At 71.6% G+C, this 13,010-nt stretch carries 12 protein-coding genes; 3 read left to right on the top strand and 9 right to left on the bottom strand.

Annotated features, from left to right (window positions below; genetic code table 11):
• Positions 1 to 136: 136 nt before the first annotated feature.
• Positions 137 to 916: a DUF1963 domain-containing protein gene (locus tag NE234_RS38165; protein ID WP_252785843.1), complete on the bottom strand. Its 780-nt coding sequence runs from the start codon at positions 914 to 916 to the stop codon at positions 137 to 139.
• 198 nt (positions 917 to 1,114) lie between these two features.
• Here NE234_RS38165 and NE234_RS38160 point away from each other — a divergent pair, with 198 nt between their 5' ends.
• The 3 genes from NE234_RS38160 (at position 1,115) to NE234_RS38150 (ending at position 4,176) form a co-directional block, all read left to right on the top strand.
• The gene (locus NE234_RS38160; protein ID WP_252785842.1) at positions 1,115 to 1,900 is read left to right on the top strand and encodes an ABC transporter ATP-binding protein; all 786 of its coding nucleotides are present in this window, start codon (positions 1,115 to 1,117) and stop codon (positions 1,898 to 1,900) included.
• Complete coding sequence (locus NE234_RS38155) at positions 1,897 to 3,261, top strand: FtsX-like permease family protein (protein ID WP_252785841.1); 1,365 nt, start codon at positions 1,897 to 1,899, stop codon at positions 3,259 to 3,261. Before NE234_RS38160 ends, NE234_RS38155 begins: the two co-directional genes overlap by 4 nt.
• Before the next feature lie 120 nt (positions 3,262 to 3,381).
• Positions 3,382 to 4,176 carry an MBL fold metallo-hydrolase gene (locus NE234_RS38150; RefSeq protein ID WP_252785840.1) on the top strand — a complete coding sequence of 265 codons (795 nt, stop codon included), beginning with the start codon at positions 3,382 to 3,384 and terminating at the stop codon, positions 4,174 to 4,176.
• Between the two features lie 118 nt (positions 4,177 to 4,294).
• On the opposite strand, the gene NE234_RS38145 is transcribed toward NE234_RS38150, so the two are convergent.
• The 8 genes from NE234_RS38145 to NE234_RS38110 all read right to left on the bottom strand — a co-directional run bounded on the left by NE234_RS38145 (position 4,295) and on the right by NE234_RS38110 (position 12,808).
• Positions 4,295 to 4,912, bottom strand: a complete 618-nt coding sequence (locus NE234_RS38145; protein ID WP_252785839.1) for a PH domain-containing protein — start codon at positions 4,910 to 4,912, stop codon at positions 4,295 to 4,297.
• Positions 4,909 to 5,994, bottom strand: coding sequence for an adenosine deaminase (locus NE234_RS38140; RefSeq protein ID WP_252785838.1), 1,086 nt, complete (start codon positions 5,992 to 5,994; stop codon positions 4,909 to 4,911). Before NE234_RS38140 ends, NE234_RS38145 begins: the two co-directional genes overlap by 4 nt.
• Positions 5,995 to 6,087: 93 nt before the next feature.
• A complete protein-coding gene (locus NE234_RS38135; protein WP_252785837.1) occupies positions 6,088 to 7,368 on the bottom strand; it encodes a thymidine phosphorylase in 1,281 nt (426 codons plus the stop codon).
• Positions 7,365 to 7,766 (bottom strand): cytidine deaminase, encoded by a 402-nt coding sequence (locus NE234_RS38130; protein ID WP_252785836.1) that lies wholly within the window; start codon positions 7,764 to 7,766, stop codon positions 7,365 to 7,367. The genes NE234_RS38135 and NE234_RS38130 overlap by 4 nt, the downstream gene beginning before the upstream one ends.
• Positions 7,766 to 9,025: an ABC transporter permease gene (locus NE234_RS38125; RefSeq protein ID WP_252785835.1), complete on the bottom strand. Its 1,260-nt coding sequence runs from the start codon at positions 9,023 to 9,025 to the stop codon at positions 7,766 to 7,768. Before NE234_RS38125 ends, NE234_RS38130 begins: the two co-directional genes overlap by 1 nt.
• Positions 9,026 to 9,077: 52 nt before the next feature.
• Positions 9,078 to 10,172, bottom strand: coding sequence for an ABC transporter permease (locus tag NE234_RS38120; protein ID WP_252785834.1), 1,095 nt, complete (start codon positions 10,170 to 10,172; stop codon positions 9,078 to 9,080).
• Positions 10,169 to 11,689 (bottom strand): ABC transporter ATP-binding protein, encoded by a 1,521-nt coding sequence (locus tag NE234_RS38115; protein WP_252785833.1) that lies wholly within the window; start codon positions 11,687 to 11,689, stop codon positions 10,169 to 10,171. The genes NE234_RS38120 and NE234_RS38115 overlap by 4 nt, the downstream gene beginning before the upstream one ends.
• A 72-nt stretch (positions 11,690 to 11,761) precedes the next feature.
• Complete coding sequence (locus tag NE234_RS38110; protein ID WP_252785832.1) at positions 11,762 to 12,808, bottom strand: BMP family lipoprotein; 1,047 nt, start codon at positions 12,806 to 12,808, stop codon at positions 11,762 to 11,764.
• Between the last annotated feature and the right edge of the window lie 202 nt (positions 12,809 to 13,010).

The raw sequence follows: 13,010 nt of genomic DNA, 5'->3' as shown, positions 1-13,010 counted from the left end.
CGGCGCGGGAAGCGGCCCATGGGGAGCGATGGAACGAGAAGGTAGGCCACGCGGTGATCTCGCGGCCTAATCTTGATCAGCCCTTGGACGTCCCATCCCGCGAAAGCACGAGGCCGGGTGCCGGATGCCTCGGCGGTCAGAAGGCGTCGACGAACACGTACAGCCGGTCGAAGCGGAGAGCGGCCAGGTCGGCGCGGCGGATCACCCAGTGGAAGAGGCCCGCCTCCAGTTCCTCGCAGTCGTCCTCACCACGCCAGGTGGCCAGCAGCGTCCACTCGTCGCCGTCCGCGACGGGCACTTCGTCCCGGGCCGCCTCAACCGGGTCCTCGTTGAAGAGGACCGGCTCACCGCCGATCTGGAAGCGCCAGTGAGGGCGCCAGCCGACCACGTGCGACCAGGCGGACTCCAGCTCGGCTGCCCGCTGCGACTCCTCGTCGTCGTCCTCGTCGCGCCACGGCCACGACCACTGGTGGAAGCAGAAGTCCAGCCGCGCCCGGCGGTAGGTGCCCGGCCCGTCCTCCGGGTCGGCCGGTCGCTCCGCCGACGGCGTCCCGGCCGGTATGTACCGTACAGCGTCGGCGACCACCGCCCCGCTGCCCGGATCGGGGTCGGCGAAGAACAGCAGCCGGCCTTCGGTGGGCAGCGGCAGATCCGTCGCCCCGGGCGGCAGGGCCGCGCAGTCGACGGCCGCGACGAACGCGGCCGCCGGCGCGGGGGCGCCCTCCGGCAGGGGCGGGTTCCCACCGGTCAGTGCCACCACCGGCCCGGGGCCGTCCTCGGCGAGGTAGACCGCCGGGCGGGCGGTGCGTATGTACGCCTCCACCTCGGCGGCCGGAATCCCCCGTGCGGCGGCCTCCGCGCGGAAGCGGGCGGCCCTCGCCGCCGGGGTCTCGTCTACGGTCTTCGTGTCGGTCATAGGACGATCCTCCCAGTTGATGTACGCATCGGCCGCCGCCGACGGACGCGGCGCGGGCTCCTGCGAGATCGCACCGCCCCGCAACCGACGGTGTCGCCAGGTACACCCGCTCTGGGTGGTCAAGCCCATCGAGAAGTCCTCCGGCCATCCCTAGGTTCGTCTTCGTACGGCGCGCGACGGCGCTTGAAAGGCGAGGTCATGAACGGACAGGTCACGCTCCCCGCGAGCGGTTCCGAGGCGCTGCGGCTCGTCTCGGTACGGAAGGTCTACGGCACGGACGGCGCGCAGGTCACCGCGCTGGACGGAGTCTCACTGAGCCTGCGGAAGGGAACCTTCACGGCCGTCATGGGCCCGTCCGGCTCCGGCAAGAGCACCCTGCTGCAGTGCGCGGCGGGGCTGGACCGGCCGACGGGCGGGAAGGTCTTCGTCGACGGTGCCGAGATGAGCGGCGGCTCCGAGACCGAGCTGACGAAGTTCCGCAGGCGGCGGATCGGTTTCATCTTTCAGCAGTTCAACCTGCTCCCCACCCTCGACGTACTGCAGAACGCGACACTCCCGCTGCGGCTGACCGGCCGGAAGGCGGACGGCCGGTACGCCCGCGACATCCTGGCGAAGGTGGGGCTCGGTGACCGGCTGCGGCACCTGCCGGCGGAGCTGTCCGGCGGCCAGCAGCAGCGGGTCGCCATCGCACGGGCCCTGGTGACGAACCCATCGGTGATCTTCGCCGACGAGCCGACCGGCGCGCTCGACACGCGCAGCGCGCGCGAGGTGCTGAGCCTCCTGATGCGGGCGGTGCACGAGCACGGCCAGACCGTGGTGATGGTGACCCACGACCCGGTCGCCGCCTCGTACGCGGACTCGGTCCTGTTCCTGGCGGACGGCCGCCTCGCCGGCGAACTCGACCGGCCGACGGCCGAGGCCGTGGCGGAGCGGATGACGCGTCTGGGCGACCGGACCGCACCGCGTGACAGAGCGGAGGCATGAGGATGTTCGCGCTGGCCCTTCGCTCTCTGCGGCGCCGCGCCGGCGGGTTCGCCGCGACCTTCGTCTCCATGGTCTTCGGGGCCGCGATGGTGATGGCCTTCGCCTCGCTGGTGGACACCGCCGTGGGCAACGGAGTGCCCTCCGACAGTAGGAGGTCGCTCATCACCATGGCCGTCGTCGTCGGCGGCTGGGGGCTCATCATGGTGGTCTTCTCGGTCATCTCCACGCTGACCCTGGTGGTGCGGCAGCGCGGACCCGAGATGGCACTGCTGAAGCAGGTCGGCGCCACGCCGATGCAGATCGGCCGGATGATCGTCAGTGAGACCGCCGTCGTCGCGCTGGCCGCCGGGCTGACGGCGATCCTGCCGGCGGCCGCCGCCGGCCGGGCTCTGCTGTCGCTGCTGATCTCGACCGGGCGCGTCGCGGACGGCGTCGACTACGCCTTCGGCGCGTACGCGCTCGGCATCGGGCTGGGCGTGACCTTCACGGCCGCGATCATCGCGGCGGTCATCACCGTACGGGGCGCCGTACGTCCGACGGCGGCCGAGTCGATCCGGAACGCCGCCGCGGGCGACGCCCGGATGGGCCGCAGGCGAAAGGCCGCCGCGGTGGTCTTCCTCGTCCTGGGCGCGAGCCTGGCCGTCACCACCGCGACCGCGATGCGCGGCAAGGGCATCGACGCGATGCAGACGGCGGGGCAGACCTCCATCTGGGTCTCCATCGGCCTGGCGCTGGCGGGCCCGGCCCTGATCGGCCGGGTGACGGCCGCGCTCGCCCGCCCGCTGGAGCGGGTGGCCGGAGTCCCCGCCTACCTGACGGTGCAGTACGTGCGGCGGCGGTCCGGCCGCCTCGCGACGACGCTGATGCCGATCATCCTGTTCACGGGGATCGCCACCGGCACCCTCTACATGCAGTGGATCGAGAACGCGGCCACCGCCGCGTCCGGGGCGGTCGTGACGGCCGACGACAAGACCGTCGAGACGTTGAACTTCACGGTCATCGGGATGCTCGTGGTGTTCTCAGCGATCATGCTGATCAACACCCTGGTCGCGGCGATGACCTACCGGCGCGGCGAGTTCGCGCGGCAACGGCTCGCCGGGATCACGCCGGGTCAGGTCCTGCAGACGGTGGCGGTGGAGGGCGTCATCCTGACGCTGCTCGGTGTCGTGTCCGGGGCGGTCGCCGGGCTGTTCACGATCGTGCCCTACAGCATCGCCCGGACGGGACACGCGCTGCCGGACGTCGGCGCGGGCACCTACCTGGGGGTCGTCGCCGTCGCGGCGGTCCTCACCCTCGGGACGGGTCTCGGCGCCGCCCGGCGCGCGCTCCGGACCCCCGCGGTGGAGGCGGTGACGCGCTGACCCGCCGCACGGGTGACCGGGTCAGAGCAGGGCGGGTGGCGGGAATCGCCGACTCGCGCGGATGGTTGCAGCCCGATGATCAGTCGAACAACCGTTCGGCCCGGAGCGGAGGGGGCACGCGTGAAGATCGGCGACATCGAGGTCCTGGCGGTCATGGACGGGGTGGGGACCGAGATCGCCGCCGACATCCTCACCCGTCCGGGCGTGGACGACCCCTGGGCCTGCCACGACCACCACCGCGCCTCGGACGGGACGCTGGATCTGCCGCTGGGCGGCTTCCTGGTGCGCACCGGGGAGCGCACCGTGCTGGTCGACAGCGGCGTCGGCGCGTTCGACGACGGCCGCTACCGAGGCGGCTCGCTCCTAGAGTCGCTCGCCGCGCACGGCATCGCCCCCGCCGACGTGACCGACGTGGTCTTCACCCACCTGCACTTCGACCACATCGGCTGGGCCACCCACCACGGACGGCCGGTCTTCCCCCGCGCGACCTATCGCGCCCATCGCGCCGACTGGCAGCACTTCGTCACCGGCGAGGCCCCGCAGCAGAGCGCCATCGACAAGCTCACCCCACTCGACGACCGGCTCGAGCTCTTCGACACGGACCACACGATCGCCCCCGGCCTGGACGCCCTGCACACTCCTGGCCACACCCCCGGCACCACCGTCTACGCCCTCTCCTCCCGCGGGGAGCGCGCGCTGCTGCTGGGCGACGTCGTCCACTCCGTCGTCCAGTTCTCCGAACGCGACTGGCAGGTCATCTGGGACGTCGACCCGGCTGCGGCCTCCGCGGCGCGCAACCGCATCGCCGACCAGGCCGCCGAGACCGGCGATCTGCTGGCCGCCGCGCACTTCCCCGGCATGCGCTTCGGCCGCATCATCACCGCCGGCGGGCCCCGGCGCTTCGTCGCGGTATGACACTTCCCGGCGGGCGAGTTCGCGCCCGTCGGCCCGCCGGGATCAAGCCGGGCCGGAGGCTGCGGACGGTGGCGGTTCCCGACGCGCTCGGCGTCGAGCCGCCGCTCGGGTGACGCGGTCAGAGGAGGGCGATGACGAGGGCGACGAGGAAGGCGGCCGCCGGGACGGCCACGGCGACGATGGCGGGCCAGGCCCACGTCACCGTCGGCTCGGCCCCGCCGTCCTTCTTCCACCGGGAGCGCTGCCCGGCCAGCTCGCGAAGCTGCTCGACCGCGAAGTCGGTGTGGGTGCGTCCCTGGACGTAGTCCGCGACGTGGTCGGGCAGCTTCCGCTCCTGGCGGCGGGCCTTCGCCTCGAACCGCGCGCGGTTCCGCGGGGAGATCTGCAGCACGAAGGCGCGGAACCGGCGGCCGTCCGCGTGGACGTACACGGCGTCGCCGCCCTCGACCCGCTCCACCCCGCGCCAGGGCACCTCGACGTCGCGGATGAGGTTGTGCAGGCGGACGCCCTCCTCGTCGGCGACGATCCGGGGCCGCAGCGCGGCGACGTACGCGACGCCGCAGCCGAGCAGCATGACCGTCGCGGCGACCAGGGAGGCGGCGTCGCGGCCTCGCCAGATCAGGTCGACGAGGTTGGCCGCGGCGAAGACCATCCAGGCCCAGCCGAAGAAGCGGGCGGCCGTCGGCCGGAACACCTTGGCGCCGGGCGGGGTCTTGGGGAACACGGCGGCGGTCACGGGCGCGATCGCCACTTCAGCTGCGCGAACCCCGGCTTGATGACGCCGTTGATCAGTTCGAGCCGCTCGTCGAAGCCGAGGAAGGCCGACTTCATGGCGTTGACCGTGAACCACTGCAGGTCGTCCCAGCCGTAGTCGAACGCCTCGACGAGCTTGGCGAACTCCTCCGACAGCGTCGTGCCGCTCATCAGCCGGTTGTCGGTGTTCACGGTGACCCGGAAGTAGAGGCGGCGGAGCAGCCCGATGGGGTGCTCGGCGATGGACTTGGCGGCGCCGGTCTGGACGTTGGAGCTGGGGCACATCTCCAGCGGGATGCGCTTGTCCCGGACGTACGCGGCGAGGCGCCCGAGCCGGGGGCTCCCGGCCTCGCGCTCGCCGATGTCGTCGATGATGCGCACACCGTGGCCGAGCCGGTCGGCGCCGCACCACTGGATGGCCTGCCAGATCGACGGCAGGCCGAACGCCTCGCCGGCGTGGATGGTGAAGTGGGCGTTCTCCCGCTGGAGGTACTCGAAGGCGTCGAGGTGCCGGGTGGGCGGGTAGCCCGCCTCGGCGCCGGCGATGTCGAAGCCGACGACGCCCTCGTCGCGGTAGCGGACGGCCAGCTCGGCGATCTCCATGCTGCGGGCCTGGTGGCGCATCGCGGTGAGCAGCGTGCCGACCCGGATGCCGTGGTCGCGGCCGCCCTCCGCGAACCCCCGCAGCACCGCCTGGACGACCTGGTCGAGCGTCAGGCCCTGGCGGGTGTGCTGCTCGGGCGCGTAGCGGACCTCCGCGTAGACGACGCCGTCCTTGGCCAGGTCCTCAGCGCACTCGTACGCGACCCGGGCGAGCGCGTCGGCGGTCTGCATGACGCCGACCGTGTGGTCGAACGTCTCGAGGTAGCGCTCCAGCGAGCCGGAGTCGGACGCCTCGGCGAACCAGGTGCGCAGCTCCGCCGGGTCGGTGGTGGGCAGCGCGTCGTAGCCGGTGTCGCGGGCGAGGTCGACGATGGTCTCCGGCCGGAGCCCGCCGTCGAGGTGGTCGTGGAGGAGCACCTTGGGAGCCCGCCGGATGTCGTCGAGCACAGGACGGTTCGTCACCCCACGCACATTACCGGCCGTCCGCGACCGACAGCACCGTACGACCCCCGGCGAGGCTCCGGGAGGCCGTACGGCGGCGTTCGCGGGGGGCGGTCAGGCGATCCGCTCGAGGATGAGCGGCCGGCGGGCGTCCTCGATCTCGCCGATCTCGACCGTGCCGTCCAGGGCGTCCAGCGCGCGCTCGAAGCGCGCCGGGTCGTCGGCGTGCAGCGTCATCAGCGGCTGGCCCGCGCGCACGATGTCGCCGGGCTTGGCGTGCAGGACGATGCCCGCGGCGTGCGCCACCGGGTCCTCCTTGCGCGCCCGGCCGGCGCCGAGACGCCACGCCGCGACGCCGACGCCGTAGGCGTCGAGCCGGGAGAGCACGCCGGACTCCGTCGCCAGGACCTCGTGGGTCTCCTTGGCGACCGGGAGCGGGGCGTCCGGGTCGCCGCCCTGCGCGGAGATCATGGTCCGCCAGACGTCCATCGCCGAGCCGTCCCGCAGCGCGTCAGCCGGGTCCTTGGCGCCCTCCAGGCCCGCCGCGGCGAGCATCTCGCGGGCCAAGGCGACCGTCAGCTCGACGACGTCCTCCGGACCGCCGCCGGCCAGGACCTCGACGGACTCGTCGACCTCCAGCGCGTTGCCGACCGTACGGCCGAGCGGGGTGTCCATCGCGGTCAGCAGCGCGACCGTCTTCACGCCGTGGTCGGTGCCGATGTCGACCATCGTGCGGGCCAGCTCGCGGGCGTGCACGACGCTCTTCATGAACGCGCCGGACCCCGCCTTGACGTCCAGCACCAGCGCGCCGGTGCCCTCCGCGATCTTCTTCGACATGATCGAGCTGGCGATCAGCGGGATCGACTCGACCGTGCCGGTGACGTCGCGCAGGGCGTACAGCTTGCGGTCGGCGGGCGCGAGGCCGGAGCCGGCCGCGCACACCACCGCGCCCGCCGAGTCGAGGACGGCCAGCATCTCCTCGTTCGACAGCGACGCGCGCCAGCCCGGAATCGACTCCAGCTTGTCGAGCGTGCCGCCGGTGTGGCCGAGGCCACGGCCGGACAGCTGCGGAACGGCGGCGCCGCAGGCGGCCACGGTCGGCGCCAGCGGCAGCGTGATCTTGTCCCCGACCCCGCCGGTGGAGTGCTTGTCCGTCGTCGGGCGGCTCAGCGCGGACCAGTCCATCCGCTCGCCGGAGCGCAGCATCGCGTCGGTCCACCGGGCGACCTCGCGCCGGGTCATGCCGTTCAGCAGGATCGCCATGGCGAGGGCGGACATCTGCTCGTCGGCGATGACGCCCTCGGTGTACGCGCCGATCGTCCAGTCGATCTGCTCGTCGGACAGCTCTCCACGGTCCCGCTTCGTACGGATGACGTCGACGGCGTCGAAGATCACGCTCGGCTCTCCAGATCGTCGGGGCCGAACGCGTCGGGCAGCACCTCGCGCATCGGCCGGATGCCGCTGACGGTCTCCAGCAGCATGTCGGGACCGCCATGCTCCCACAGCAACTGACGGCAGCGACCGCAGGGCATCAGCGGAGCGCCGTGCCGGTCCACGACGGCCACGGCGACCAGCCGGCCGCCGCCGCCCGTACCGTGCAGCGCCGAGACCAGCCCGCACTCGGCGCACAGGCCGACGCCGTACGAGGCGTTCTCCACGTTGCAGCCGGCGATGATCCGCCCGCCGTCGGTCAGGCCGGCGGCGCCCACCGGGAAGTTGGAGTACGGGACGTACGCCTTCTCCATCACCGCGCGGGCGGCCGCCCGGAGTGCGTCCCAGTCGATGTCGGCCATCAGTGTCCTCCTCCGCGTCGGTAGGTCAGCCCGTCGGCGGCCGGCATGCGCAGTCGCTGCGCCGCGAACGCCAGCACGAGCAGCGTCGTGATGTGCGGGCTGTAGGTGACGATCTCCTTGGGCAGCTCGTCGGTCAGGAAGAACCAGGCGAGCAGCCCGACCGCCACGACCGCCGAGACGACGGCCGTGACCATCCGGCGCCGGTACGCGTGCCAGACCGCGAGGGCCAGCAGGCCGGCGCCGAGCAGGAGCAGCATGGCGTGGACCGCGCCCGCGCCGCCGCGCAGTTGCAGCGCGTCGGTGTAGCCGAACAGGCCCGCGCCCGCCGCGACGCCGCCCGGACGCCAGTTGCCGAAGATCATCGCGGCGAGGCCGATGAAACCGCGCCCGTTGACCTGGCCCTCCTGGTAGTTGGAGGACGCCACCATGGCCAGGAACGTACCCCCGACCCCGGCGAACGCCCCGGAGATGACCACCGCGGCGTACTTCATCGTGTAGACCTTCACGCCCAGCGACTCGGCCGCGAGGGGGTTCTCGCCGCACGACCGCAGCCGCAGGCCGAACGCCGTACGCCACAGCAGGAGGAACGAGATCGGGATGAGCGCGGCGGCGATGAGGGTCACCGGGGACAGGTTCGTCAGCAGGCCGCGGACCAGCCCGGCGAGGTCGGAGATCAGGATCCAGTGGTGCTTCTCAAGGTCGCCGAGCGGGCCGCCGACGCCGGGCACGCTCCACGTCGGGAAGTCCGGCAGCTGCGGCGACTGGGTCGCGCCGCCGCCGGTCTCGTGCGTGAAGAACAGGTCCGACAGGTAGCGCGCGACGCCCGGCGCCAGAATGTTGATCGCGACGCCGGAGACGATGTGGTCCACGCCGAACGACACGGTGGCGACGGCGTGCAGCAGGCCGCCGAGCGCTCCGGCGATCACCCCGGCGAGGAGCCCCAGCCAGGGATTTCCGCCGAAGTAGGCCCCGAAGGCGGCGCCCCAGGTGCCGAACACCATCATGCCCTCGAGGCCGATGTTGACGACGCCGGAGCGTTCGGACCACAGGCCGCCCATCGCGGCCATCCCGATCGGCACGGCGAGGCCGAGCGTCGCGCTCATGGTCCCGCTGGAGGTGATGTCGCTCTCGCCGGTGATGAGCCGCAGCAGGATGAGGGCGGCGAAGGCGCCCAGGCCGATGGTCAGCGCCCGCCGGCCGCGGAACGCGCGCACCCCGCCGGTCCGCGGCGCCGGCGTACGGACCTCCTGGTCGATCATGCGCCCTCCCTGCCTGCCTGCTCCGAGCCGTACGCCGGACTGTCGAAGTTCCTCACGCCGCCGCCTCTCCGAGCTCCGCGGCGACGCGCCGCTGGTCCATGCGCCGGCCCACCCGGTTGACGATCTCGTAGACCACGACCACCGACAGCAGCACCGCCGCCTGGGTGATGGCGACGATCTCCTTCGGGATGTCGTTGAACTCGAGGATCTGCGACGACTGGTCCAGGAACGCCCAGAGCAGCGACGCGAAGGCGATGCCGACCGGGTTGTTCCGGCCGAGCAGCGCGATGCCGATGCCGGTGAAGCCGATGCCGGTCGGGAAGTCCAGCGAGTAGGAGTACGACCCGCCGAGCAGCTGCGGCATGCCGACGAGACCGGCGACCGCGCCGGACAGGACCATCGCGATGACGACCATGCGCTTGGCGTCCACGCCGCTCGCGACCGCCGCGCTCTGCGACAGGCCGGTGGCCCGCAGATCGAAGCCGAACCGCGTGCGGTTGATCACGAACCAGAACGCGGCGCCGGCCAGCACCGCGAGCAGGACCAGGCCGTAGATCTTCAGGTCGCTGCCCGGGTAGGAGATGCCCGGTACCCGGCCGGACGAGCCGATGGGCTTGGTGCCGATGTTGTTGCTGCCGGCGACCTTGGCCGCGAGCCGGTTCGGGCTGAGCAGGAACGCGATCACGCCGGTGCCGATGAAGTTCAGCATGATGGTCGAGATGACCTCGCTGACGCCGCGGGTCACCTTGAGGATCGCCGCGATGCCCGCCCACGCGCCGCCGACGACGACCGCCACCAGGATGATCACGATCTGGCGCAGCCCGGCCGGCAGCGCCCACGCGCCGCCCGCCGCGGCGGCGAGCATGGCCGCGAGGCGGTACTGCCCGTCGACGCCGATGTTGAACAGGTTCATCCGGAACCCGATCGCGACCGCGAGCGCGGACAGGTAGTACGCCGCCGCGCGGTTCACCGTGTTGACGACGCTGTCGGGCTCCTTGCCGAAGTCGAACATCGCCTGGAACGTCGACGGCGGGTTGAACCCGCTCACCGACAGCACGATCGAGGTCACGACGATCGCGAAGACGAGCGCGACGAGGGCCGCGATCACGGTCCGCGCATACGACTTCGCGAGCAGGTTGGAGATCATGCCACGCTCCCCTCTGCGGCGCCGGTCATCAGGGAGCCGAGTTCGTCCGGAGTGATGGTCGCGGGGTCGGCCTCCCCGACCAGCCGGCCGCGCAGGATCACCCGCAGGGTGTCCGACATGCCGATCAGCTCGTCGAGGTCGGCGGAGATGAGCAGCACCGCCAGGCCCTCGGCCCGCGCCCGTCGCAGATGGTCCCAGATCGCCGACTGGGCGCCGACGTCGACCCCGCGGGTGGGGTGCGCGGCGATCAGCAGCTTCGGGTTCCCGGACATCTCCCGGCCGACGATCAGCTTCTGCTGGTTGCCGCCGGACAGCGAGGACGCGCTGACGTCGATGCCGGGGGTCCGCACGTCGTACTCCTCGACGATCCGCTCGGTGTCCCGGCGGGCGCCGGCGCGGTCGATGAGGATGCCCTTGACGTTCGGGGACCGGGTCTGGTGGCCGAGGACGCGGTTCTCCCACAGCGGGGACTCCAGCAGCAGGCCGTGCCGGTGCCGGTCCTCGGGGATGAACCCGACGCCCATCTCCCGGCGGCGCCGGGTCGACCGGCCGGCCAGGTCCTCGCCGCCGAGCCGTACGGAGCCGGACTCGACGGGCAGCATGCCCATGATCGCTTCGACGAGCTCGGCCTGGCCGTTGCCCTCGACCCCGGCGATGCCGAGGATCTCGCCCTCGTGGATGGTCAGGGACACGCCGTCGACGACGGCGCGGCCCGTGGCGTCCCGGACGGTCACGTCCTCGAGGGTCAGCACCGGGACCTCGGTGACCGTCGACTCGCGCAGCTCCGGGACCGGGAGTTCGCTGCCGACCATGAGCTCGGCGAGCTGCCGGGCGGAGACCTCCTTCGGATCGGCGGAGGCCACGGTCGTGCCCCGGCGGATCACGGTGATCGCGTCGGCGACCTTCAGGACCTCGTCGAGCTTGTGCGAGATGAAGATGACGGTGAGGCCCTCGCGCTTGAGCTCCTGGAGGTTGGCGAAGAGCTCGTCGACCTCCTGCGGGACGAGGACCGCGGTGGGCTCGTCGAGGATGAGGATCCGCGCGCCGCGGTAGAGGACCTTCAGGATCTCGACGCGCTGGCGGGCGCCGACACCGAGCTCCTCGACCAGCCGGTCCGGCTCGACGCCGAGCCCGTACTGATCGGAGATCTCCCGGATGCGGCGCCGCGCCCCGCCGCCGATGCCGTGCAGCTTCTCGGCGCCGAGGACGACGTTCTCCAGCACGGTGAGGTTGTCGGCGAGCATGAAGTGCTGGTGCACCATGCCGATGCCGCGCGTGATCGCGTCGGACGGCGAATGAAGGTCGGCGACCTCGCCGTTGACCTTGATCGTCCCCTCGTCCGGCCGTTGCATGCCGTAGAGGATCTTCATCAGGGTGGACTTGCCCGCGCCGTTCTCCCCGACGATCGCGTGGACCGTGCCGGCCGCGACCGTGATGTCGATGTCGTGGTTGGCCACGACGCCGGGGAAGCGCTTGGTGATGCCGTGCAGCTCGACCGCCGGCCTAGTCGTGGACATGACCTGCTCCCGCGCCAGTGGGCCCGGGAGGGAGGCCGAAGCCGTCCACCCGGGCCCGAGCCCTTACCGCCGTCACTTCTCGGGCGGCGTGATCTTTCCGGAGATGATCTGCTGCTTCAGGTCATCGAGGGTCGACGGCAGGTCGCCCAGCGCCGTCGGGTTCGACTTGGAGTAGTCGACGCCGTCGTTCTTGAGGGTGAACCGCTGGTCGCCCTTGGTGAACTGGCCCGCGCCGACGCCCTTGACGAAGTTGAACACCGCGTTGTCCACGCGCTTGAGCATCGAGGTCAGCACGTACGGCTTCTCGTCGGCGGACGCCGTCAGGTACTGGTCGGAGTCGACGCCGATGAACCACTTCTTGGCCGCCGCGGCCGCCTGCAGCGAGCCGGTGCCGGACAGGCCCGCCGCCGTGTAGACGACGTCGGCGCCCTGGTCGTACATGCCCTGGGCGATCGTCTTGCCCTTGGCCGGGTCCTTGAAGCCACCGAAGTCCGGCGGCTGGGAGATGTACTTGCTGTCGACCTTGATGTTCGGGTTGACCTTCTTGGCGCCCGCGACGTACCCGAGCTCGAACTTCTTGATCAGCGGGGTCGCCACGCCGCCGATGAAGCCGATGTGACCGGTCTTGGACTTCTTGGCCGCCGCCGCGCCCACGAGGTAGGAGCCCTCGTTCTCGGCGAACAGCAGATCCGCGACGTTCGGCTGCTGGACCGAGTTGTCGTCGATGATGGCGAACTTGGTGTTCGGGAACTTCGGCGCGACCTTGCCCAGCGCGCCCGCGTACGCGAAGCCGACGGCGATGACCGGGTTGTACCCCGACTGGGCCAGCAGCTGCAGCCGCTGGATCTTGTCGTTGTCGCTCTCGCCTTCCTTGGCCTCGATGTCCTTGACGTCGAGCTTCAGGTCGCTCTGGACCTTCTGCAGGCCGGCGTACGCGGCGTCGTTGAACGACTTGTCGCCACGGCCGCCCACGTCGTACGCGAGACCGACCTTGACGATCTTCTTGCCGTCACCGCCGCCACCGCCACCGGTGCTGGCCTTCTTGCCGCCGCAACCCGCGGCGCTGAGTGCAAGCACCGCGCTCGCCGCGACGGCGGTCATCTTCACTGCACGGCGCAAGGTAGCTCCTCCAATTAGACCCCGCCCGAAATGTGCTCTTGGCACGAATCTCTCGGACGATAGTCGGAGCCGGCGGCGGAACGCGCCAAAGCTACCGTGTCGCAACGCGTCCGTTATCAAGGCGAAAGCGCGTCGTCACAGGTCAGACCACCACACGTGCAGTGGAGCGCCCGGGCGGCGACCGAGAGTCGTCGGGGCCGAC

Origin of the sequence: Actinoallomurus rhizosphaericola (genome assembly GCF_024055675.1) — a bacterium.
GTDB classification, from domain to species: Bacteria; Actinomycetota; Actinomycetes; order Streptosporangiales; family Streptosporangiaceae; genus Actinoallomurus; species Actinoallomurus soli.
The sequence above is the reverse complement of the archived record's forward strand: the minus strand, read 5'-3'. Positions and strand labels throughout refer to the sequence as shown.